The organism is Brevibacillus sp. YAE8 (assembly GCF_057543335.1).
The window spans coordinates 19191-42356 of the sequence record NZ_BAAIYG010000014.1 but is presented as its reverse complement, the minus strand read 5'-3'; the positions used below and the strand labels follow the sequence as shown (position 1 = coordinate 42356).

The 23166-nt window shown below is 55.2% G+C and carries 22 protein-coding genes and 2 riboswitches; of the genes, 15 read left to right on the top strand and 7 right to left on the bottom strand.

All coding sequences use genetic code 11. From position 1 onward, the window contains the following. Nucleotides 1-98: 98 nt before the first annotated feature. A complete protein-coding gene (locus tag AC27IT_RS16570) occupies nucleotides 99-515 on the bottom strand; it encodes a MarR family winged helix-turn-helix transcriptional regulator (RefSeq protein ID WP_005827560.1) in 417 nt (138 codons plus the stop codon). A 201-nt stretch (nucleotides 516-716) separates the two neighbouring features. Beyond that, nucleotides 717-1340: a DUF3298 and DUF4163 domain-containing protein gene (locus AC27IT_RS16565; protein ID WP_005827561.1), complete on the bottom strand. Its 624-nt coding sequence runs from the start codon at nucleotides 1338-1340 to the stop codon at nucleotides 717-719. Nucleotides 1341-1503: 163 nt separating this feature from the next. Between AC27IT_RS16565 and AC27IT_RS16560 the strand changes: the two genes are divergently transcribed. The 7 genes from AC27IT_RS16560 (at nucleotide 1504) to AC27IT_RS16530 (ending at nucleotide 9450) form a co-directional block, all read left to right on the top strand. Continuing rightward, entirely contained in the window at nucleotides 1504-2979 is a 1476-nt protein-coding gene (locus AC27IT_RS16560) for a methyl-accepting chemotaxis protein (protein ID WP_005827563.1), read from the top strand. Nucleotides 2980-3078: 99 nt separating this feature from the next. Next, nucleotides 3079-3200, top strand: a riboswitch (SAM riboswitch). 194 nt (nucleotides 3201-3394) lie between these two features. Then, nucleotides 3395-4423 carry a BMP family lipoprotein gene (locus AC27IT_RS16555; RefSeq protein ID WP_005827564.1) on the top strand — a complete coding sequence of 343 codons (1029 nt, stop codon included), beginning with the start codon at nucleotides 3395-3397 and terminating at the stop codon, nucleotides 4421-4423. A 121-nt stretch (nucleotides 4424-4544) separates the two neighbouring features. Then, a complete protein-coding gene (locus AC27IT_RS16550; RefSeq protein WP_487091921.1) occupies nucleotides 4545-6074 on the top strand; it encodes an ABC transporter ATP-binding protein in 1530 nt (509 codons plus the stop codon). Beyond that, nucleotides 6049-7119 (top strand): ABC transporter permease, encoded by a 1071-nt coding sequence (locus AC27IT_RS16545; RefSeq protein WP_487091920.1) that lies wholly within the window; start codon nucleotides 6049-6051, stop codon nucleotides 7117-7119. Before AC27IT_RS16550 ends, AC27IT_RS16545 begins: the two co-directional genes overlap by 26 nt. After that, the gene (locus tag AC27IT_RS16540) at nucleotides 7106-8020 is read left to right on the top strand and encodes an ABC transporter permease (protein WP_026557586.1); all 915 of its coding nucleotides are present in this window, start codon (nucleotides 7106-7108) and stop codon (nucleotides 8018-8020) included. The genes AC27IT_RS16545 and AC27IT_RS16540 overlap by 14 nt, the downstream gene beginning before the upstream one ends. A gap of 40 nt (nucleotides 8021-8060) precedes the next feature. Beyond that, nucleotides 8061-8723, top strand: a complete 663-nt coding sequence (locus tag AC27IT_RS16535; protein WP_005827568.1) for a sulfite oxidase-like oxidoreductase — start codon at nucleotides 8061-8063, stop codon at nucleotides 8721-8723. A gap of 1 nt (nucleotide 8724) precedes the next feature. Next, nucleotides 8725-9450: a nucleoside phosphorylase gene (locus tag AC27IT_RS16530; RefSeq protein WP_487091919.1), complete on the top strand. Its 726-nt coding sequence runs from the start codon at nucleotides 8725-8727 to the stop codon at nucleotides 9448-9450. A gap of 62 nt (nucleotides 9451-9512) precedes the next feature. Here AC27IT_RS16530 and AC27IT_RS16525 read toward each other — a convergent pair whose 3' ends face one another. From AC27IT_RS16525 to AC27IT_RS16515, 3 genes are read right to left on the bottom strand one after another with little or no spacing between them, the layout of a single operon-like run. Then, nucleotides 9513-9839, bottom strand: a complete 327-nt coding sequence (locus AC27IT_RS16525) for an ArsR/SmtB family transcription factor (protein WP_005827573.1) — start codon at nucleotides 9837-9839, stop codon at nucleotides 9513-9515. 24 nt (nucleotides 9840-9863) lie between these two features. Next, on the bottom strand, nucleotides 9864-11618 hold the full coding sequence (locus AC27IT_RS16520) for a SulP family inorganic anion transporter (protein ID WP_483072945.1): 1755 nt from the start codon (nucleotides 11616-11618) through the stop codon (nucleotides 9864-9866). 56 nt (nucleotides 11619-11674) lie between these two features. Further along, nucleotides 11675-11815 (bottom strand): hypothetical protein, encoded by a 141-nt coding sequence (locus AC27IT_RS16515; RefSeq protein WP_155808538.1) that lies wholly within the window; start codon nucleotides 11813-11815, stop codon nucleotides 11675-11677. Between the two features lie 102 nt (nucleotides 11816-11917). Between AC27IT_RS16515 and AC27IT_RS16510 the strand changes: the two genes are divergently transcribed. The 7 genes from AC27IT_RS16510 to AC27IT_RS16480 are packed head-to-tail and all read left to right on the top strand — an operon-like array spanning nucleotide 11918 to nucleotide 18155. After that, nucleotides 11918-12517, top strand: coding sequence for a glycerol-3-phosphate responsive antiterminator (locus AC27IT_RS16510; RefSeq protein ID WP_005827577.1), 600 nt, complete (start codon nucleotides 11918-11920; stop codon nucleotides 12515-12517). Continuing rightward, nucleotides 12495-13157, top strand: a complete 663-nt coding sequence (locus AC27IT_RS16505) for an HAD family hydrolase (protein ID WP_007777304.1) — start codon at nucleotides 12495-12497, stop codon at nucleotides 13155-13157. Before AC27IT_RS16510 ends, AC27IT_RS16505 begins: the two co-directional genes overlap by 23 nt. A 4-nt stretch (nucleotides 13158-13161) precedes the next feature. Continuing rightward, entirely contained in the window at nucleotides 13162-14229 is a 1068-nt protein-coding gene (locus tag AC27IT_RS16500; RefSeq protein WP_487091918.1) for an ABC transporter ATP-binding protein, read from the top strand. After that, nucleotides 14229-15185: a carbohydrate ABC transporter permease gene (locus tag AC27IT_RS16495; protein ID WP_487091917.1), complete on the top strand. Its 957-nt coding sequence runs from the start codon at nucleotides 14229-14231 to the stop codon at nucleotides 15183-15185. The genes AC27IT_RS16500 and AC27IT_RS16495 overlap by 1 nt, the downstream gene beginning before the upstream one ends. Nucleotides 15186-15212: 27 nt before the next feature. After that, nucleotides 15213-16040: a carbohydrate ABC transporter permease gene (locus AC27IT_RS16490; protein WP_487091916.1), complete on the top strand. Its 828-nt coding sequence runs from the start codon at nucleotides 15213-15215 to the stop codon at nucleotides 16038-16040. Between the two features lie 29 nt (nucleotides 16041-16069). Beyond that, nucleotides 16070-17404 carry an ABC transporter substrate-binding protein gene (locus AC27IT_RS16485; protein ID WP_429779529.1) on the top strand — a complete coding sequence of 445 codons (1335 nt, stop codon included), beginning with the start codon at nucleotides 16070-16072 and terminating at the stop codon, nucleotides 17402-17404. A 31-nt stretch (nucleotides 17405-17435) separates the two neighbouring features. Next, on the top strand, nucleotides 17436-18155 hold the full coding sequence (locus AC27IT_RS16480) for a glycerophosphodiester phosphodiesterase (RefSeq protein ID WP_487091915.1): 720 nt from the start codon (nucleotides 17436-17438) through the stop codon (nucleotides 18153-18155). A 62-nt stretch (nucleotides 18156-18217) separates the two neighbouring features. Here the strand turns inward: AC27IT_RS16480 and AC27IT_RS16475 are convergent, their stop codons facing one another. Together AC27IT_RS16475 and ggt are read right to left on the bottom strand one after the other, a co-directional pair. After that, the gene (locus tag AC27IT_RS16475) at nucleotides 18218-20206 is read right to left on the bottom strand and encodes a methyl-accepting chemotaxis protein (RefSeq protein WP_238500712.1); all 1989 of its coding nucleotides are present in this window, start codon (nucleotides 20204-20206) and stop codon (nucleotides 18218-18220) included. A gap of 119 nt (nucleotides 20207-20325) precedes the next feature. Then, nucleotides 20326-22044, bottom strand: a complete 1719-nt coding sequence (gene ggt / locus AC27IT_RS16470) for a gamma-glutamyltransferase (protein ID WP_283858400.1) — start codon at nucleotides 22042-22044, stop codon at nucleotides 20326-20328. A gap of 184 nt (nucleotides 22045-22228) precedes the next feature. Then, a riboswitch (cyclic di-GMP riboswitch) is annotated at nucleotides 22229-22317 on the bottom strand. A 222-nt stretch (nucleotides 22318-22539) separates the two neighbouring features. Here ggt and AC27IT_RS16465 point away from each other — a divergent pair. After that, the gene (locus tag AC27IT_RS16465) at nucleotides 22540-23157 is read left to right on the top strand and encodes an SET domain-containing protein (protein WP_431809586.1); all 618 of its coding nucleotides are present in this window, start codon (nucleotides 22540-22542) and stop codon (nucleotides 23155-23157) included. Nucleotides 23158-23166: the final 9 nt, after the last annotated feature.

Genomic DNA, 23166 nt, shown 5'->3' with positions numbered 1-23166 from the left:
GCAACTCGCAACAGGGAAAAGGGCTTCTGCTTGAACACGGCTGCTTAGCCGCTCAGGAGTAGAAGCCCTTTTGTCGTGTCGTCGTATCAAAAACAAGCCTACGCTTGCGTATTCAAATTTTCCGTCATCTTTTTCAGAACCCGGTTGAAGACGGCAAGCTCGTTCTCGTCCAGATCGCGCAAGGCAACCGCTTCCAAATCGCGCGCCGCTTGCAGCCACTGGGGAAAACGCTCGATTGCCGCAGGCGAGAGCGACACGTACCGTTCCCGCTTGTCGTCGCCTTCGGAGCGGATGATCCAGCCCATCTCTTCCAGCCGGGTCAATGTCCGGGTAATCGTCGGGGCTTCGACATTCAGGTAGTTGCTCAGTTGCACCTGCGTCAAAGAGTTGCGGTAGTGCAGGCAAAGAATAATGCTCCATTGCGAGCTATATAATCCCATCGGGGACATGATTCCATTCAATGTTTTACTGAAGACTCTGGCAGCTTGGCCGATCTTGTGACCGTAATGTTGCATGATATCAGACCTCCAGAAAAAGCTGGTTCGAAAGACGAAGCGCTTGATTGCTTAAGTAAATATGTACAAATAACATAGTAGCAGTTCAGGACATATAAGTAAATGTTTATTCGAGTGGAAAAGAAGGCGTTTTTCTGACAAAAATAAAGCCGATGCCGTTTCAAGGGCATCAGCTCGGGGAAGAAGGTAAAAGGAGGGCTGTTAATCGGCAGCCAAAATGCCAAGCGGCCCGTTTTCGTCAATGATGGGCTCCAACTCGTAGATGGAGATGGGAAACATCGGGAAGCCGACATAGTACGGGGTGATTTCGTACAGTTGGAAGTAAATGACCAATGATTTGTCGGCAACGTAAAAATCTTGATCGGGCTTGATCGTGGTAAAACCGTTCAGCGTCGGGATTTGCCGCGCCTCGATCTGGCGTTTGATGTTCGCGGACAGGACGTTGACGTAGTCGCTGCCCGGCTTGAACAGCTCGCGCAGCGTATAGAGCTTGCCTGTATGGATGTTTGCCGTCACCGACCCGAGGAAGGTCATGCCGTGGGCCATTTGCGGAGTGTACGCGTAATTGCTCATGGTGACGCTGAAAATGCCGCGCTCGTTCGTTTTGATTTCGTAGCTTCCTTGCATTTGGGTATTTCCCGGTACTTGTACCCGTTGCTGTTCGTGAATCAATCCTTGGACCGTTTGCAAAATGGCGCGGTTGATGTCTTTTTCTGCTTGCTGATTGGCTAGCCCCGCCAGTTGCGGGTAATAAATAGTGGTATTCGGACGTTGGATCGTCCGCGTCAGCACGGTGGCTGGCAAAAGATTGCGTTGTTCTTCCACGGTTCTTAGTTCCTTTCCAGATGTCTTAAAATAAGGGGTATGATAGTAGCCTATTCGTCACTGGTTTTGGCTGTTCTCACTTTTTTCACAAATTAGTCAATCTGAGCGCGATATAATGGAAAAAGAATCCGATACATAAGTAGCAGGGAAAAGGGGGGCAACTATGATTCAATTGGTTCGCAACACATTAACGGACAAAGAAGGCTTTATGATTTTTATCCTATGGAACCATCTGTGGATGGCGGGACTCATTGCCTATCAAGTCGACGCTAATTTCTGGAAAGTGACGTCCCTCGGATTGCTGGTCACCCTTATTGTTTCGCCTTTTTACTTCATCAAAAGAGACAGCCATGTCATTCGTTATCTGGTAGCGATCGGACTTATGTTTTACGCGATTTCGTTCGATCATTTCACGACGTATCCAGAAGTTACGTTTCTCGCTTTTGTGGTCATGGGTTTTCTCGCGGCTTACCTGGATTGGAAGCTCGTAGTGACAGCCGGAATTGCGCAAATCATCGTGACGCTGGTCGGATTTTACACAGGATCGTACGAGATTTTCAGCGGCGATTTCACCGAGCTGAATCTGGTGCTACGCATCATGGCGATTCTGATGATGATGGGAGCGGTGACGTACCTCTGTCTGGCGGGACAAGCGTCCTTGCAGAAGGCAAACATCGCCCGCCAGGAAGCGGAAGAAAAAGAGCGTCGCCTGGGAGAGATGCTCGTCCATATCCAACAGATGACCGAGCAGATCGACCGTACGACAGAGCACGTACACGAGCATGCCGAAGGAACGAAACGCAATACGGATGAAATGATGATCGCCTTCAAGGAAGTGGCGACGGGCATGGAGTCGCAGGCGAACTCGACAGTGAAGATCGAGGAAGAGGTGCAGTCGATCGACCAGGAGATCGTGGCGGTCACCACGCAGACGAACGCGATGAAAAGCGAGTCCGACCAGAACAACCGCCGCCTGAAAGAAAGCGTCGACATGATGAAAGAGCTGTCGCAGCAAATGGAACAGATCGTTTCTGCCGTCAACGTGGCAGCGTCGACGATTCACCAGCTCAACCGCCAGGCCAATCGGGTCGAGGAAATCGTAGGAGCCATCAACCAGATTGCGACGCAAACGAACCTGCTGGCGCTCAACGCCGCCATCGAGTCGGCGCGTGCAGGCGAGCACGGCCGCGGCTTCGCCGTGGTGGCAGACGAGGTGCGCAAGCTGGCGGAGCAGAGCGCAACCGCTACACAGGAAATTACCGAGATTCTCAAATCGCTCCATCAGGAAAGCGAGAACGCTGTACAGCAGATCAGCAACGGGGAAGCTTCGGTGGCAAAAGGCCAGGAGCTGGCTGTGAAAACAGTGGCGTCGATCGAGGCGGTGCGCTCCGGCATGATGGCCTTCCTGCAGGCAGCGGAGCAGGTCGGCTCCAGCATGAACCGGGTAAAAATGCGCTCGGGCGAAGTGGCGATGGAAATGTCGACCATTACCGCTGTCACCGAGCAGTCGGTCGCCAATCTGGAGGAGCTTTTCGCCACAGCGGAAAACCAGCATCAAAAGGTGCGGGAAATTACCGAAGAGCTGGGGGAACTGAACAATCTGTCGCATCGGCTGCAGGAAACGTTTCACAGACAATAGGCGCCAAAGTGTAAAATTGGCGAGAACAGTCTGAAAAAACAATTGCTTTTTCAGTTTGTTCTGCTAGAATGAATGCATTGTAACTTGATAGTTTTTATCTCCTTATCGAGAGCGGCGGAGGGACTGGCCCGATGAAGCCCGGCAACCACTGGACATGCGTGACATGGACAGAAAGGTGCCAATTCCTGCAAAACCTGTACCGGGGTTTTGACAGATGAGGAAGAGGACGGCTTCGGACGCAAACTCTTCCTTCGGGAAGAGTTTTTTTGTTGTCAGGAGGGGGAATACACGAACGATAAAATATTTTTGTTACAAAATATTCGTGTTTAGTATTGATCTTTTCGGAAAAAAGCCGTACATTACGTAGTAGGATACAGAAAAAACGTAGAACGTTCGGATGGGAGCGGAAGACACCATGAAGAAGTTGTTGTTAGCATTCACCACTTTTGCTGTTTTGGCTGCGGGCTGTTCGGCTGGCGGAAATGCGCCTGCTGACAAGCCAAAGGAAGAAGCGGCAGGGCAAGAAGGCGCGGCGAAGAAGCGCATTGCGCTGATTTTGCCGGAAAAAATCGGGGTAAACCCGTTCTTCCAGCAAATGGACGAAGGCGCGAAAAAAGCAGGACAGGAATTTGGCGCAGAAGTAAAAAGCATCGAGTCTACTGACCACGGCGCCATCGAAGAAAATTTGCGCGTTGCGGTAGCGGAAAACTACGATCTGATTATCACTTCTTCTTTTGAAGCGGAAGACGCGCTGAAAAAAGTGGCAGCCGAAAATCCTGACCGCAACTTCGCGATTATTGATACCGTAGTAGATTTGCCAAACGTGCGCAGCGTTACCTTCCGCGAGCAGGAAGCGGCTTACCTGATGGGCGCTGCGGCAGGTCTTGCCACGAAGACAAACAAGGTCGGCATGGTTGTCGCCATGGATATTCCGCTGTTGAAAAAATGGACAGGCGGCTTCCAGGAAGGCTTGAAAGCAACCAATCCAAACGCGGAGTTCCTGGTGAACTACGTAGGAAGCTTCTCTGACCCGGCAAAAGCGAAGGAGCTGGCGCTGCTGCAAGCATCCAAAGGCGCCGACTTCATCAACGGAGCGGCAGCAGTAGGCGACCTCGGCGTGTTCGAGGCCGCGAAGGAAAAAGGCTTCTATACATCGGGACAGGACGTTGACCGCACCACGATCGACCCTGAGCACATCGTGTTGTCCCAGCTCAAAGGGACAGATGCCGCTGCGTATGAAACCGTGAAGTCGTTCGTAGAAGGCTCGTTCAAGCCGGGCGTCGTCACTTACGGCTTGAAAGAAAAAGGCGTAGGCGTAACGTATGTGACGCACGAGAGCCAGACGCCTCTGAACGCTTTTATTGGCCAGGAAGTCGTGGACAAAGTAAAAGCGATCAGCGAGGAGATTATCGCTGGTACCCGCAAAGTGCCAGACTCGTTTTAACAGCTAGCGCACAGTGCATGATTGTGACCGACTACAACTGTGTAGTCGGTCTTCCTTATATGCAAGGCAAGGAGCAGAGGCAAGGAAGAGAAAGGCTAGGCGCAAAGAAGGAGGAGCAAGGATGACCGATCGTTTGGAAATGCGGGCCATGACCAAGAAATACGGAGATTTTATTGCAAACGACAAGGTCTCGTTTTCGCTTGCTGCGGGAGAAGTCCACGCCATCGTCGGGGAAAACGGCGCGGGCAAGACGACGCTGATGAGGATGCTGTACGGCATGGAGCAGCCTACGTCCGGCGAGATCGTGCTAGGCGGCAAGCCTGTCGCTTTTCGCGGGCCGCAGGACGCCATTCGCAGCGGGATCGGGATGGTGCACCAGCACTTCATGCTGTTTGGCGAGTTTAGCGTGGCGGAAAATATCGTGATCGGCTACGAGCCGCAGCAGGCCGGATTTTTCCGCCGGAAGGACGCCGTGGAAAAGGTCCGCGCACTAAGCGAGCAGTACCGGATTCCGATAGATGCACAGGCTAGAGTGTCCAACTGCTCCATCGGCGAGCAGCAGCGTGTGGAAATTCTCAAGGTGCTGTACCAGGGAGCGGACATCATCGTGCTGGACGAGCCGACTGCCGTGCTGACGCCGCTTGAAGTTCGCGAGCTGTTGCAGACGATCCGCAATCTGGCGGAGAGCGGGAAGAGCGTCATTTTGATTACGCACAAGCTGCAGGAAGTGATGGAGGTCGCAGATCGGATCACGGTGTTGCGCGGCGGCAAGGTGACGGGCACGGTAGCGCGTAACGAGACGAATGTGGACGATCTGGCCCGGCTGATGGTCGGACGCGAGCTGCGGGAGCTGAGCGAGCGCGTCGATCTGGAGCGGGGGCCGCTTTTGCAGGTGGAGAACTTGACGGTTCGGGAAAAGCAGACGTTGCTCGACCGGGTCAGCTTTACCGTGCATCACGGGGAAATCGTCGGCATCGCGGGCGTATCGGGCAACGGCCAGTCCGAACTGCTGCAAGCGATCAGCGGCTTGCGGACGGCACAGGAGGGAACGATTCGGCTGGGCGGCAAGGACGTTACCAACCAGACTGTCGCGACGATTCGCGAGGCGGGCTTGGCGCACATCCCGGAAGATCGCTACTTGTGGGGGGTAGCCAAGCTGGAGAGCGTCGAGGAAAACGCGCTGATGGGCTATCAGCGAAAGCCTGCGTTCAATCGGCGCGGCGTCGTGCGGCGGGAAGCTTTTCGCCAGGTCGTCAGAGGCTGGGTAGAAAAGTTCGCGATCAAGACAGGCTCCAGACAGCTTCAGGAGCTGGCCGGGAATTTGTCGGGCGGAAATCTGCAAAAGCTGATCGTGGCGCGCGAGCTGGGACATGAGACTCCGTTTTTGCTCGCGGCAGAGCCGACCCGGGGTGTCGATATTGGCGCGATGGAGTACATCCATCAGGCGCTGATCGACAAGCGCAACGCAGGCGACGGGATTTTGCTGGTCTCGTCCGAGCTGTCGGAAATTTTGGCGCTGTCAGACCGGATTTTGGTGATGTACAAAGGGCGGATCGCCGGAGAGCTTTCGCGCAAAGAGGCAACCGAGGAAAAAATCAGCGTGTTAATGGCGGGAGGAAGCGTTCATGGCAGCAATCAAAGAGCTGGGTAAATCACTGGTTCAGCCGCTTTTGGCGGTTGTCATCGGGCAGTTGATCGGGGCGCTCGTCATCGCTTCGGTAGGGGAATCTATCCTGGGCACGTATCAGGAAATGTGGAAAGGGGCCTTCGGCAGCTTCTACTTCTTCACCTCTACCTTGGCGAGAGCGACGCCGATCATGCTGATCGCCTTGGGGCTGTCGCTTGCTTTTCGGGCGGGAGTGTTCAACCTGGGGGCAGAAGGACAGATGGTGCTCGGGGCGATCAGCGCTACGCTCGTGGCGATCTATTTGCCCGCACCGGGAGTCGTGAAGCTGGTGGCGGCGATTCTCACGGGGATGGCGACAGGCGGTTTGTGGGCGTTGCTGCCGGGCTTTATGGAGGCGAGATTCCGCATACCGCTGCTCATCTCCACCTTGCTGTTCAACTATATCGCCGTTCTGTTCGCAAGCTACCTCGTAACCGAGCCGTTTCGCGACCGCAGCGGTTCGGCGGCGCTGGCGCAGACGGTCATGCTCGATAAAAGCGTCTGGTTGCCCAAGTTGTTTGCGGGGATGAGCGTGCACGCGGGCTTTTTGTTTGCCATCGTCGGTGCCGCGATCCTGTTTTGGGTGATTCGCTTTACGCCGTTTGGCTATGAAGTGAAAATGCTCGGACAAAACCCGCTGTTTGCCCAGTACGGGGGGATCAACGGCATTCGCGTCATGCTGACGGGCATGTTTGCGAGCGGCGGATTGGCCGGCCTGGCAGGAACGGTCGAGGTGCTGGGGGCGCACTATCGTTTTGTCGACGGCGCTTTGACGGTGCCGAACTTCGCCTGGACAGGGCTGATGGCAACGCTTTTGGCGAACGCCCATCCGGTGGGTGTCGTGTTTACCTCGATTCTGCTGGCTGCATTCCAGACGGGAGCGATGGGTGTGGAGCGCAACACAGAGGTGCCGTTGGAGCTGGCCAGTGTGATTTCAGCCGTGCTGATCCTGTTTATCTCGGCTAAATTCAGCTACGACTGGTGGAAAAAGCGGAAAGCAAAAGGGGGAGAATCTCATGGAGCTGCTTGATTGGTCCCTCGTCAGTTCTACCATTCGGATGGTGACGCCGATTTTGCTCGCGGCATTGGGGGGAGCGCTGTGCGCGCGGGTTGGCATTTTTAATGTAGGGCTGGAAGGCATGGTGCTCGTTGGCGCCTTTTCCGCCATCGTCGGCAATCACTTTACCGGGAATCTGTTCCTCGCGATCTTGATCGCGGCGCTGACGAGCGTTCTTTTTTCCCTGCTGTTTGCCTATATGACGATCAAGCTGAAAGCAAACGAGATCGTCGTCGGGGTGGCGATCAATTTCCTCGCGCTCGGTCTGACGACGTTTGCGTTGCGGGCGATTTTTGGCGTCAAGGGAGCTTTTTACGATAAAGACATGGCAGGCTTGCCGAAGTGGGACATTCCGGGGCTACAGCACATTCCGGTCGTGGGCGAGGTCGTATCGGGGCATTCGCCGCTCGTCTACCTCGCGTTTGTGGCCGCCATTGCGCTCTATTTGTTCTTTTACAAGACGGTTACCGGCTTCCGGGTTCTCGCCGTCGGTTCCAATCCGGTGGCTGCCCGCAGCCTTGGGTTGAAGGTAGCAGGCTTGCAGGTGCTCGCGATCGTCATGTGCGGCGCTTTGTGCGGGATTGCCGGAGCGCAGCTTTCTTTGGGGCAAGTGACGATGTTTTCGGAAGGGATGACCGCGGGTCGCGGCTTTATCGCCCTGGTCGCGATGATGATGGGGCAGTCTCACCCGCTGGGAATTTTGGCGTCGAGCTTTCTGTTCGGCTTGATGGATGCGCTGAGCATTCGTCTGCAAGGCTTCTCGCTTCCGACGCAGTTTACTTCGATGCTGCCGTATTTGCTCACGGTGGTGGCGATGTTCTTCCTGAAAGATCGGATGCAAGGCGCCAGCCATAATCAGCAGAGCACCCGGTAAAAGGAGGGCGCAGTCAGCAAAGACCAAGGGGGTACGCAACATGAACAAGGCAGATCGGATCAAACGGATGAAGGTGCCGGCGGTCGACCCGGCATTGGCCAAACGGCTTCCGCCAGGGCAAGTATTGACAGAGCGCTTTCCTATTTTGCACGAGGGCGAAGTGCCCACCTACGACATGAAGGACTGGACGCTGCGCGTGTTTGGCGAGGTCGACCGGGAAGTCACGCTCAACTACGAACAGCTCATGGCGCTGCCGCAGGTGACGGTGAAAAGCGACATTCACTGCGTGACGCGCTGGTCGCGGTTTGACAATGCATTTACAGGCGTGCGCTTCCGCGATTTTTTGCAGGCAATCGGTGTCGTGCCCGCCGCGTCCTACGTCATGCTGCACGGCGATCACGATTACACGGCGAATGTGCCGCTGGCCGACCTGATGCGCGACGATGTGCTGTTGGCCCATTCCTTTGACGGGGAGCCGCTGACGGACAAGCACGGCTGGCCGCTGCGCCTGGTCGTCCCGCACCTGTATTTCTGGAAAAGCGTGAAGTGGCTGCGCGGCATTGAGTTTATGCGCGAAAACAAGCCCGGCTTCTGGGAGCAAAACGGCTTTCACCTGATCGCAGACCCGTTCCGCGAAGAGCGGTTTTCCGGTGAGGCGTTGCCGATTCCGGAAGACGAATGGGAGAAAAAGGAGTTTGATTGAGATGCTGACCAATCTGAAAGTAGACCCGGAACAACTGCCAAAACGCGCTATCGTCTGCGGCGATCCGAAACGCGCTGCCTTGATCGCCTCCAAGCTGGAAAACACGCGGCAAATTGGGGAAAATCGCGAGTACTACAGCTATGCCGGAAGCTGGAGGGGCACGGAGGTAGCGGTAGTCAGCCACGGCGTCGGTTCGCCTGGAGCGGCTGTATGCTTTGAAGAACTGGCGAAGGGTGGCGTACAGGTCATCATCCGCGTCGGGACGGCCGGATCGTATCAACAAGAAATCGAGCCGGGCAGCCTCGTCATCAGCTCGGCTGTTGTGCGCCAGGACGGGCTTACAAGCCAGTTGGTTCCGCCCGGTTTCCCGGCTGTCGCCAATCGCCGCGTGGCAGATGCGCTCGTGCAAGCAGCAAAAGCGCACGAATCCGGGCTGCACGTAGCGGAAGGCATCACGCTGACGCTCGATGTTTTTTACAGCGGCGTCCTGGAATTTCCGCACAAGCTGTACCAAAAAGCAGGGGTGTTGGCTGTCGAGATGGAAAACTCCGCGCTGTTCGTCATTGCCGCGCTGCGCGGCATGAAGGCCGGGTCGATCCTCGCGATTGACGGCTACGCCGATGCCGATTTGCTTGCCTCGTACAACCCGCACACAGAGACGATGGCCAAAGCGATTGAAGCCGAGGCGCTGATTGCGCTGGATGCGCTAGTGTCCGTTTCCGCATAAAAATGAAGCAAGCCCGGGACGATGAGAAGTCCCGGGCTTTTTCTTTTGCCATACGACAGCCGCTATTCTTCATTGAAGCGATCCAGCATCGAGATCGTGTCGATCAGGTGGTTGTTGAAAATTTGCCGGGCAACGCTGAGCAGCTCGATAATCATCGGGTCGCGCAAGGAATACGTCACCTTGTTTCCGTCCTTTGTTCCGTACACGATGTTGTTGTTGCGCAAAATAGCGAGTTGCTGGGAAACGGCCGAGCCTTCGCTGCCGATGAGCGTTTGCAGCTCGTTCACGTTTTTGTCTCCCTCCGCCAAGAGCTCCAGAATCCGAATCCGCAGGGGATGCCCCAGTGCTTTGAAGAAATTCGCTTTAAATTGCTGTAGCTCCAAATTCAATAGCAGGTTCCTCCGATCTTTTCGTCATACCGACGTTTGGGATGTTTGCTGCACGCAAGCCGTTTGCGAGTGAGGATCAGCCAGGCTCGCGCATTCCCGGAAAGCAAAGTGCTGGCAGCCCAGACATTTGCCGACGTCCAGCCGGCGCAGGGCGTACTCGATTGCCTCTCCGGTGTGGGCGAAAAAGTGTGCTTCGCCGATGAGCGCATAAAGGCCCGTGCGCTCTAAAATTTGTTTCGGGGCGTTTTGGATTCCGGAGACGAGTACCGTTGTTCCCTGACTCATGCATTGTTTCACGATCCGCGACAAATTGGCTTCGCCCGTCATGTCCAGAAACGGTACTTTGCCCATTCGCAGCAGCAACACTTTTGGCTGATGCTGCAACGTGTTCGCGAGCGAGCTTTCGAACAGATCGGCATCCCCGAAAAAGAGCGGTCCCTCGATCGTGTAGATGCTGATTTGCGGGCAATCGTGCTGGGACGTCACCATGTGAGGCGTGACCTTCTCATGCTTCAAGGAAGGGTCGGGCAATACTTTGGCTACTCGCAGGCTTTCGCGCATTCGTTTGATAAACAGCAGCACGGCCAGCACCAGCCCGACCTCGACGGCGGTAGTCAGATTCGTAAAGACAGTCAACAAAAAAGTAATCAGCAGCACGAGAGAGTCGCTCGTCCTTGCTTTCAGGATGTGCGCAAATTCCTTGCGCTCGCTCATGTTCCAGGCGACCAGCATCAGAATCGGCGCCATGCTCGCCAAAGGAATGTGCGAGGCGTAAGGAGCGAGCAGGACGAGAATGAGCAGGACGACGATGCCGTGGACGATCCCGGACACAGGGGAGGTGGCTCCGCTGCGGATATTCGTCGCGGTTCTGGCAATCGCGCCTGTAGCGGGGATTCCCCCGAAAAGCGGCGTCACCATGTTGGCGATGCCTTGCCCGATCAGCTCCTGGTTGCTGTTGTGGCGACTGCGTGTCATGCCATCCGCGACTACCGCAGACAGCAAAGACTCTATCGCTCCTAGTATAGCAATGATTAGAGCGGGACTCAGCAGTTTTTGGACGCGCTCCAGCGTAATTTCAGGAAAATGGAAGCCGGGCAGCGCGTTGGGAATCTCTCCGAAGGTCGAACCGATCGTCGCGACTTTTCCTTCGAAAAAGAGGAAGGCAACGACGCTGGAAATGACCAGGCCGACGAGCGAGCCTGGAATATTTCGCACGAAGCGCGGCGTGATTAAAATAATGGCGAGACTCAAGACTGCCGTCGCTACGCTGTACAAGCTGGTTGTATCGAGGTGAACGGCGACTTCCTTCATGTTGGACAAAAAGTCCTCGTGCCGCTGCACTTGCGACAGACCGAGGAAATTGGCGATCTGCCCCGTAAAAATAATGACGGCAATCCCGGCGGTAAATCCGATGGTGACGGGGCGGGGGATGAATTTGATAAGTCCGCCAAGCTTGAGCAGCCCCATCAGGACGAGAAGAATCCCGGCCATGAAGCCCGCGAGCAGCAAATCCTCATAGCCGTACTGCATGACGATGGCAAACAAAATCGGGATAAAGGCCCCGGTCGGCCCGCCGATCTGGTAGCGGGAGCCGCCAAAAAGCGAGATGAGCGTACCCGCGATGATGGTGGTGTAAATCCCGTACTCCGGTTTGACGCCTGAGGCGATCGCGAACGCCATGCCAAGCGGAATTGCGATAATCCCTACGATTAGTCCTGACACGCAGTCTTTTCTGAATGCTTGCGTATTGTAGCCCTCAAATCTAGCGGCCCACTTCATGGTAGCAACCCTTCTTTTCGTATATTCGAATATTTGATTATTTGAATATAGATGGATCATACTCCTGCTCGGCGATTTTCGTCAATCGCATCCTTACAGGAACTTTGCCCTTTTTTTACAAACGCTTCAAGTTCTCTTAATGCTGGTGCATTACCATTCAAAGTAACAAGTGAATACATCCCTTCGGTTGGAGCCATGGAGAAACCCCCGACAGCCTTTCCAAGCACTTTCATCGAGAGTTCTTTGGCAATTGTCATGTCGCTGTGGGTTTTTTTGTTGTGGGCAAAGGAGGCTTACGAATGAATCAGGAGCAGTTTCATGCCAGGCTGGCCGCGTACAAGCTGATCGCTTCCGTGAAGGAGGCGAAGTACCTGGAAAAAGCGGCCGAGGCGCAGGTGAGTGCCGCGGTGCTCTCGATCGGCAATATCGGTGTAATAAAAGGCTACGTGGACTTTTTCAAAAGCAGGAATATCCCGGTGTTTCTTCACCTAGAAAGAATCGGCGGCATCAGCTACGACCGGGAAGGCATCGCCTTTTTGGCGCATTACGTGAAGCCGGACGGGATTGTGACCACGCGCAATACGCTGGTCAAGCTGGCGAAAAAGCAAGGCTTGTTGACGATCCAGCGGCTGTTTCTCGTCGATAGCGACTCGCTCAAGTCCGGGCTGTCGTCTCTGCAGGAAACGCAGCCTGACGCGGTCGAGCTGATGCCTGCCCTCTTGCCGGAGTACATCGCGGAGTACAAGCGGGTGATTGATATTCCGATTATTGCTGGAGGATTAATCCGCAAGCGGGAACAGATGGAGGAAGTATGGCAGCATGGAGCGACTGCGGTGTCAGTCGGCAGCCCCCTATTGTGGAAGGAGAGTTTTTTGCATGATTCAAGCGTTGCTGTTTGATCTGGATGGCACCCTGCTGGACAGCCGGGATGCGGTCATCGACGCGGTCGCCTATACAGCAGAAGAGTATGCGCCGGGTCACTTCAGCCGGGAAGAGCTGCTCGCGCGCTTTGGCGAGTCGTTTGACGATTTTTTGGCGGCTGTAGCTGCGGCAGCAGGCGTGCCTGACAAGCACGAGGTGCTGGACAAGTACTTTGCCTACGTGCGCGAAAACCATGCCCGGCACGTCCGCCTGTTTCCTTACGTGCGAGAAGGGCTGGAAAAATTGAAGCAGGCGGGCTACCAACTGGCGGTTGTCACCAACAAGCAGCGGGAATTTGCGCTGGCCGGGCTGGAGCAGGCGGGGATTGACAGGCTGTTCGACGTGATCGTCACCGTCGACGATGTGACGAGAGGCAAGCCTGCTGCCGAGCCTGTGCACAAAGCGCTGGCAAGTCTGGGCAGATACCCGGAGCAGGCGATGATGATTGGAGATAGCCGCTACGACGTGCTGGCGGCTGTTGCCGGCGGGGTGTCGGCCGCAGTGCTGGAGTGGTACGGGCAAGAGGAATGGCTCTACGCGGTGCCTGATTTCCGCTATGCCGATTTTGAGTCATTTGTCACTGATATGCTGGCCGCCAAGGCGCAAGGAGGGAGATGAAGAAATGGCGCGAGTGGTATTGCAAGGGGTAACGAAAACCTTTCAGAACCAAAAGGTGGTCAAAGGACTGGATCTGGTGATTCCGGACGGCTCCTTTACCGTTCTGGTAGGGCCATCGGGGTGCGGAAAATCGACGACTTTGCGGATGATCGCAGGTCTGGAGACGGTGTCAGGCGGGGATATTCTCATTGGCGATCAGGCGGTGAACGCGTTGCCGCCCGGAAAGCGCGATGTCGCCATGGTGTTTCAAAACTACGCGCTCTACCCGACGATGAACGTGTTCGACAATATCGCCTACGGCTTGCGAAACCGGGGAACTTCCAAAAAAGAATGCAAGGTGCTCGTAGAGGAAATCGCGGAAATCGTCGGGTTGTCCGACTATCTCAAGCGCAAGCCGTCCCAGCTCTCCGGGGGTCAGCGGCAGCGCGTCGCTCTCGCCCGGGCGATGGTGAAAAAGCCAAAAGTATTTTTGATGGACGAGCCGCTGTCCAACCTGGACGCGAAGCTGCGCAACCAGATGCGCGTAGAGCTGACCAGCCTGCACAAACAACTCGGAAGCACCTTCATCTACGTGACGCACGACCAGGTGGAGGCGATGACGATGGGCGACCAGATCGTCGTCATGAGCGACGGACACATCATGCAGGTGGCGGCCCCGATGGATTTGTACCAGGAGCCGGAAAACTTGTTTGTCGCCCAGTTTATCGGCTCGCCCGCGATGAACGTCGTGCCGGCGGAAGGCAGAAGCGAGCAGTTGTGGGGATTTCGCCCGGAAAAAGCGCTGCTTTTGCCTGCATCGGTCTCCCCGGTTCCGGCCGACGACAGATGGGTGGCAAAAGGCCAGGTCGTCTCCCGGGAAATACTCGGCTCGGACACGCTGTTCCATGTGGAGACGGAAAAAGGCAGGGTAATCGTCAAGGCCGACACCGAGGAAGCGGGGCAGCTTGGCACAGCCGTTACCGTCACAGTCGCAAAGCCGCACATGTACGTGTTTGATCGGGCAAGCGGAAAAAGAGTGGGCCGACTGGGCGGACGCGAGCAAGTATCGACGCTTGCAGGAGGGGGGAGCTGATGCGAAAGGCGGCAACTGCCCACGAGCTGCCGGGTACCGGACAGGTGCAGGCAAAAGCGGCTGTGAAGCCTGCGGCATGGCTGGAGCTCGCGACGCGTCTTCGCCCGTACCTCTATCTGGCGCCTGCGATGATCTGCTTTTTGCTGTTCTTTTTTTACCCGATCGGGTCGATCATCTATTTGAGCTTTTTGGACTGGTCGCTGATTAACCTCGAAGAAATGGATTGGGTCGGGCTGCAAAACTACCGCGATTTGCTCGGCGACCAAGATTTTCGGCAAGTGCTGGGCAATACGGCGGTCTTCACCGTCGCGACAGTGGGAATCGGCTTGACGCTCTCCTTTTTGCTCGCGCTGTGGCTGAACAAGAAGGCAAAAGTGTACGGAATCATCCAGGCAACAGTGTTCAGCCCGCACATCATCTCGCTCGTTTCTGTCTCTATGCTCTGGATGTGGCTGATGGACCCGCAGTTCGGGCTGCTGAACGCGGCGCTCGAAGCTGTCGGGCTGTCGGGATACACCTGGCTGACCGATCCGAAAAGCTCGTTGTTGTCTCTCATCATCGTCAGCATCTGGAAAGGCGTCGGGTACAACACGCTCATTTTCATTGCCGGGCTGCAAAGCATTCCGGGAGACATTTACGAGGCGGCCGCGCTCGATCAATCGCCTTGGTGGCGGACGCTTGTGCGGATTACGGTACCGATGCTGTCACCGACGATCTTCTTTTTGCTCATCATCAATACGATCTCGTCGTTTCAGGCATTCGATACGATTGCGATCATGACCCAAGGCGGGCCGATCAACAGCACGAACATGCTCGTCTACTACATTTACGAGCAAGGGATGGATTTTTACAACGGCGGGCTGGCTGCGGCTGCATCCGTCATCCTGTTGATTCTGGTAGGGATTTTAACGGCACTGCACTTCGTGTTCATGTCCAAGCGTGTGCACTATCGTTGACGACATGCGAGAGAAAGGAGGAACAGCATGAAACGAGTGGGTGCAATCTCTTTGAAAACAGCAGAGTGGGTCGGGCTTTTGGTTGTCGCTTTGTTGTTTGTGTTTCCGTTTTTATGGATGGCCTCTACCGCCTTCAAGACGATGCCGGAGGTCAGGCAGTTTCCGCCGACCTTGCTGCCTGAATCGTGGGAGTGGAGCAATTTTGTCCACGCCTGGGAGTCTGGGCCGTTTCTCATGTACACGGTGAACAGCATTTTGGTGGCCGTCGGAATTTTGGTGCTGCAGTTTTTGACCGCAGTTCCTGCTGCCTATGCGTTTGCCCGCTATCAGTTTCCCGGCCGCAACTTGTTGTTTGGCCTCGTGCTGATCGTCCTGATGATTCCCGGACAGGTGATCTTTTTGCCGATCTACGTGCAACTGAGCGGCTGGGGGCTGGTCAATACGCTCTGGTCGCTGATTATTCCATACGCGGCGAGCGCATTCGGAATTTTCCTGCTTCGCCAGGCGTTCATGCAGGTGCCGGACGAGGTGATCGAGGCGGCGCGGCTGGACAATGCCTCGGAGTGGAAAATCATGTGGACGATCATGGTGCCGATGGCGAAGCCGGTGCTGGTCACATTCGGGCTGTTCAGCTTCATTTATCACTGGAACGACTACTTCTGGCCGCTGATTATGACCAACAGCGACGAGGTGCGCACACTGCCGATCGGGATTTCGAGTCTGCACATGTCAGACGGCGGCACGCTGTGGAACGTCATGATGGCGGGGAACATGATCCTCATCCTGCCGATTCTCGTCATTTTCTTCGTGGCCCAGCGCCATATCATCAAAGCGTTTGTCTACCAATCCAAATAATCGAAAACGATGTGGGAGGAAACCAAATCATGAAGGCGATGAAAAAGACAGGAACGATTCTATGTGCACTTGCTCTCGGCTTGTCAGGCGTACTGGCTGGCTGCGGCTCGACTGGCAAGGAGCAGGCTGCCGGCACGGGCAACGCGACTACCCGGCCGGCAGCGGAAACAGCGGCAGAAAACGGCCCGGTGGAGATCGACTTCTGGTATGCGCTCGGCGGCGTGCGCGGGAAAACGATTGAAGATATGGTCAAAAAGTTCAACGAGACACATAAGGATATTAAAGTAAAAGCGGCATACCAGGGCGCTTATCAGGAGAACCACTCCAAGGTGCTCGCCTCTGTCGCGGCGGGCAACAATCCCGATGTGACGATGGTAGAGATCGCGTCGATCGCCGCCTTTGCCGATGCGAAAGTACTGGAAGATTTGACGCCGTACTCGCAAGGCGAGGAGAAAAAATACATTCCCGGCCTGATGAAAAACTCCTACTGGAAAGACAAACTGTACGCCGTGCCTTTCAACCGTTCCACACCGCTTCTGTACATCAACCGCGACATGCTCAAGGAAGCGGGGCTCGATCCGAACGGCCCGAAAACATGGGATGAGCTTATTAGCTTTTCGCAAAAGCTGACCAAGAAGGAAGGCGACAAAGTTACCCGCTACGGCTTTTCCACACCTGTTGACATCTGGTTCTACGAGGCGCTTGTATTCCAGGGCGGCGGCAGCATTTTGAGCGAGGACGGCAAGGAGCTGACGCTGAACAACGAGGCGGGCAAGGCACCGCTTGAGCTGTGGTCCAAAATGGTCAAGGAAGGGCTGATGAAAAACCCTCCAGGCGAAAACTACAACGCGTGGGATGTAGCGGAACAGGACTTTTTGAACCAAAAGGTCGGCATGATTTTCACCACGACAGGCTCCTTGACGGAGTTGAAGAAAAATGCCAAATTTGACATGGGGGCAGCTTTCCTGCCAGCGAATAAAAACTACGGTACGCCTACAGGCGGCGCCAACCTGGTGATGCTGGCGAAGTCGTCTGACGCCGAGAAAAAAGCGGCGTGGGAGTTCATGAAGTGGATGACCGACACCGAGCAAACAGTGCCGTGGTCGATCGCTTCCGGATACATGCCTGTGACGACTGACGCTGTAGATTCGCCGGAGATGAAGGCATTCTATGAAAAAGATCCGAACTTCAAGGTCGCGGTCGATCAGTTGCAATACGGCTATCCACGTCCGATGGCCCCTGGCTACAAAGAACTGCAGGATGTCATCCAGAAAGAACTGCAACGCGCCATGCTCGGACAGGCAACGATTGACGAAGCACTGCAAAATGCGACGGACAAAGGCAGCAAGCTGCTGAAAAAATAAGAGCGGCACGATACAGAGAGGAGCTCGCGACATGAACATATGTATGGCCCATCGCGGCTGGTCGGGCAAAGCACCGGAAAATACGATGGCTGCGATTCAACTGGCGCTGGCCGAGCCTGCGATCCAGGCGATGGAGATTGACGTGCAGTTGACGCGTGACGGTGTTCCGGTCCTGATTCACGATTTTACGCTGGAGCGCACGACGAACGGAAGCGGGCTAGTCAAAGACCACACGCTTGAGGAACTGCGCCAGCTCGATGCGGGCAAATGGTTCGACGAGAAGTTTGCAGGCGAAAAAATTCCGACTCTGGCGGAAGCGCTGGCTGCGATCAAGGGCCACTGCACGCTGAACATCGAGCTGAAGGCGACGAGCGACATGTACCCGGGAATTGCGGAAAAGGTGCTGGCGCTGGTGGAGCAGTACGGAATGAAGCAGGAAGTGTATGTGACGTCGTTTGACCACAAACTGATTCGCCACGTGCGCACGCTCGATCAGGAGGTGCAGACGGGGCTGATCGTCTACGGCCGTCCCGTGCTCATGCTGGAGCAGATCGAGGCGGCAGGCGCCAGCATCTTGTCCATGGGCTATCCGTATCTGACGCGGGAGCTGACAGCCGCCGCGATTGAAAAAGGGTTCAAGGTCATAGCCTGGACGCTAGATGAGCCTGCGTACATCCGGGAAGTCATGTCCTGGCATCCCGAGGTGCAAATTTGCACCAACCATCCTGACCGGATGCTGACACTGGGCTAAGCGAGCATGAACAAAAAGCCGTCGGGGAGAATCGGTCCCGACGGCTTTTAAGCATGTTCCCGCTATATTTTGAACCGGCTCACATGAGATTGCAGCTCTTCTGCGATTCTCGCCAGGGAAGCAGCAGAAGAGTTCACTTCCTCCATGGCGGCCAGTTGTTCTTCAGTGGCGGCTGACACGCTCTGGGTTCCGTCTGCCGAGCTTTCAGCGACCTGTTCAATGACGCTGACCAATTCGACGACCTTCTCGGTTCCGGCAGACATTTGTTCGGAATATAGCTTCACTTCCTGGATTTGGCTCGCTACTTGTGCGACTGCATCCTGAATCTGCTCAAACGATTTTCCGGCGTTGTTTACGACCGTCAAGCCGAGCGCGACTTCCTTGGTGCCTTGCTCCATCGACAGCACAGCCTGATTGGATTCCAGTTGAATGGTGGTAATCAGCTCTTTAATCTGCTGCGCCGATTGGGCGGACTGCTCGGCCAATTTGCGTACTTCGTCTGCCACCACCGCGAAACCGCGGCCTTGCTCGCCCGCTCTGGCGGCTTCGATGGCGGCGTTTAGCGCGAGCAGGTTCGTTTGCTCCGCGATCGCCGTGATGACCTGCACGATTTGCCCGATTTCCTGCGAGCTGTTTCCCAGCCGTTTGACGATATCCGCAATGTTGCTGACCGTATTTTCAATGGACTGCATCTGGCTGATGACGACCTGCAGCGCCTCGTTGCCTTCCACGGCGATCCGGGAAGCGCTCATGGCCGATTCGTCCGCGTACTGGGCATTCGCCGCTACTTGCTGCGCCCCTTGTGACACCCCTTGCATGGCGTGCACGCTGTCTTCTACGCTCCTCACCTGTTTTTCCGCGCCGTAGGCCACTTCCTGAATCGTAATCGCAATTTGTTCCGTCGCCTTGCTGGTATGTTCCGCATTCACCGACAGCTCTTCTGCGGAAGAGGCGAGATCGGTAGCTGTGTCGTTGACCTGTTGAATGATCGTGCGCAAGTTGTGCACCATTGTGTTTACCGACTGGGATAGCTGTCCGACCTCATCCTGCGAGCGGATTCGCAGAGGCTGCACGGTGAGTTCGCCTTCGGAAATGCGGTTCGCCACAGAGGCCACATCTACAATCGGACGGGTGATCTGGCGCGAGATCGCATACGCGATGGCGATGACTACAGCAACTACGCCAAAAACGATCAGCATGACGTTGTTGCTGACGGAAGAAACGGCGGCCGTGATAGATTCGACCGGAATGTGCAAGTAAAGGCCAAAGTTCGTTTTCGAAATCGGCGAGTATGTGACGACGTATTCCTTGCCTTGGTCGGAGTAGCTGTAGGAGCCTTTCTCGGCTTTGTCCGCTTGCAAAATGTCGACCAAAGGCTGGGGCAGAGCCGATTCCGCAAGCGGCTTTCCGATCAGCTCCTGGTTGGGGTGGTATTGAATCTGGTGCTTGTTGTCCACCAGAATCGGGTAACCGTCGCTGCCGACGTTCAGATTGGCCAGAAACGTCGCGGCGAACTCGTCCACGTTGACAAGCCCGGTCAGGACGCCGAGCGCCTCCTTGTTTTTGCCGGTGACGGGAGCAGCGACGATGATCGAACGGTTGCCCGTTGTTTTGGCGACCAGGACATCGGAGTAGCTCGGTTTGCCCTGCATGCCGTCCTTGAAAAATTGCCGCTCGCCAAGGTCGATCCCGACGCTTTTCGGGAACGTATCGGCGGATACTTTTCCGTCGCTGCCGATAAACGTATTGCCGTCGTACAGCTTCATTTCTTCGGTAAACTTGCGGATGAACTCGTTTTTCGCCGCCGCGTCAGCCGATTGAATATCAGAGGTGCGGGCCAACACCTGAATTTCGGTCATGCGCCGGTCCAAATATTGATCCATCGCCATCGCGGTACTGGAGGTCAGGTCGACATACGACGCTTTTTGCTTGTCGATCAGGATGGATGAAAAGCTGTTCGTAATAAACAGCGAAACGACGGCCAGAGGAATGACTGCAACGGTGAGAAACCAGAGAATCATTTTGTTCCTCAGCTTTTTGAACAAAAACATAGGCTTTTCCACTCCTAAATTCGTGCTTGGCAATTTCTTTCTGTCTTGCGTAGAACGCTGCCTGCCCGAAAGAAATGCACAGTCAGACTGCCGAGAAGACTCAGCAGCCTGACGAGCGATTAATATCCCATTGCCGCGCCTTCCCCGCGAGGGTCAGCGCCGCCAAACTTCACATTCGTTTGCGGATCAATCAAGATCGCGCCGGACTGGCCCATCGCATCGGTGTAGGCTGCTTCCAGCTTTTCGACCGGATGGCCGCGCTTCACCAGCTCGTCCAGAACGTCCTGCGGAATCCGGCTTTCGACTTTCAGGTTGTTGGAGGCAGAGCCCCAGTTGCGGCCGTGCAGCCATCTTGGCGCTTCAATCGCGTCCTGCACGCTGAAGCCGAAGTCGACGATGCGCGTGACGAGCGCCGCCTGCGTTTGCGGCTGGCCTTCGCCGCCTTGTGTTCCGTAGAGCAGGTAAGGCTTGTCTCCTTTAAAGAGCATCGCCGGGTTGATCGTGTGGAAGGTGCGTTTGCCCGGTTCCAGGTGATTGATGTGTTTCGGGTCCAGAGAGAAGTAGCTGCCGCGGTTTTGCAACAGGACGCCCGTGTCTTTCGCGACGATGCCGGAGCCCCAGTCAAAGTAGTGGCTCTGGATGATCGACACGGCATTGCCGTCCTTGTCCACGACGCCAAACCACGTAGTATCGCCTTTTGGATCGAGCGGCTCGACCGCTTTTGCCGCTTGCTTCATGTCAATGCGCGCTGCCAGTTCTTTTCCGTGCTGCTTGGACAACAGCTCGTCCACAGGAATATCCACGAATGCCGGGTCAGTCAGCCATTTGTCACGGTCGGCAAAAGCTTGTTTGGTCGCTTCGACGATCGTGTGGTAGTAATCCGGCGTACCTTCGCCCATGCTCTTGAGGTCAAAGTTGTTCAGCACGTTCAAAATCGAGAGCGAGGCCATGCCCTGGGAGTTGGGCGGCACGTTGTACGCCTTGTAGCCGCGATAGTCTACCGTAATCGGCTCCGCCCAGGTGGAGGTATGCTTCTCGAAGTCTTTCAGCGTGAGCAGCCCGCCGTTTTTTTGCAGGTCGGCGACGATTTTTTGCGCGACTACGCCTTTGTAAAATCCGTCGGCGCCTTTTTGGGCAATGATTCGCAACGTTTTGGCAAGGTCCTTTTGCTTGAGAATTTCGCCTGCGGCATACGGCTCTCCGTTCGGCTTCAGGAACGTTTTGCGGAAGCCCTCGAAGCGCTGGAGATTTTTCAGCTCGTTGTCAGTCGGGTCTGTTGCGTACTTGGTCCAGTAAACCTGGTTGGGCGAGACGGGATAGCCGTTTTCGGCGTACCCGATCGCAGGCTCCAGCAGCTTGTGCCAAGGCAGCTTGCTGTTGCCCATGCTTTTGTGCGCGTAGTTGTAGGCTTCCCACCAGCCGGAAACAACGCCGGGAACCGTGTTGGCAGACTCATAGCCGCGGGAAGGAATTTTGTCGTAGCCTTTGCTTTTGTAGTATTCGATGGTTGCCTTTTCGCCAGCTCGTCCGCTGCCGTTCAATGCTTTCAGCTCTTTTGTTTTGGCGTTGTAAATGAGCCAGAAGTTATCCCCGCCAATGGTCGTGTAGTGCGGATAGACGACGGCGAGGGTAGAGGCGGCGGTAATCGCGGCGTCTACTGCGTTTCCGCCGTCTTCCAACGTTTTCAGGGCTGCGGCTGTAGCCAGATAGTGAGGTGTTGTGACCATGGCATTTGGCGACATTGATGTTGGACGATTGGCAGCTTGGACCGGAGCGAATGTTGTCAGGCCGATAGCGGCGGTCAATGCGACGGCAGAAAGTTTTTTCCAAAGTGACATCTCATGAAGCCTCCTTGTATTTTGGTGAAAAGGTTCAACAATCCGACAGCTTTTCGCAGCCTCACCTCCTTGACCGGGACAGACAGAAAATTCCTCATACCTACAAAAATGGACAAAAACAGACAATGAGTGCGCAAAAAAAGACCAATGATATAGGATCATTGGTCTTGTCCTACATCAATATTTCGGTAGCTGGCTGGCATGCCCGCTCGTGCGGAGGTAGCCCCTCTAGCTTTGCGTCGCCGGATTTCCCCGGGTTTGCCGTTTCGATATCAATGAAAAATTAATGCAAATGTTGCAGGTAAAATTTCCTAAACCTGTTTGTCAATAATATAGACGATTTGTCGATTGGGGTAAATAAGGAAATTTCTTTTTATCTAGAAAAAAGGAAGCATCAGGGAAATACGCGTTTTTCACCGACATTCACACACCTCTGTTGGCCGAACTGCTTATGATGATAAAAAGGCACATTTGCCAAGGAGTGAAACAACGACCATGATGCATCCCGATACAGAGCTTCGCTATATCAACGACGAGATCGGGTACGGTGTGTTTGCGACAAAGCTCATTCCCAAAGGCACGATTGTCTGGGTCCAGGATGATCTCGATCAGGTATTAGACCCGGCATTTGTGGAAAAACTGGATCCATTAAGAAAACAGGACGTGCAAAAATATTCGTTCAAAAATCAGTTCGGCAAATACATCTTGTGCTGGGATAAGGCCCGGTTTGTCAACCACAGCTTCCATGCGACCTGTGTGGCGACGATGTACGATCTGGAACTGGCGGCGCGGGACATTTTGCCGGGCGAGGAACTGACCGATGATTACGGAACGCTGAACCTGGATGAACCGTTTGACTGCTTGCCGGAGCCGGGCACGAGCCGTTCAAGGGTGATGCCTGACGACTTGCTGCGCTACTATCGCCAATGGGATGAGATCGCAGCCGCCGCCTTCGAGCGGTTCAATCAGGTTGAACAGCCGCTGCTCCACCTGGTAAGACCTAAGCATTTGCAAACCATTCGCGGCATTACCGAACAGCGGCGGTCGCTCGACTCGATCATTTCGCTGTACTGCCAGCCGCAATCGCGATGGTCAAAAGAGCAGGAGTGGTAGACGCAGCGG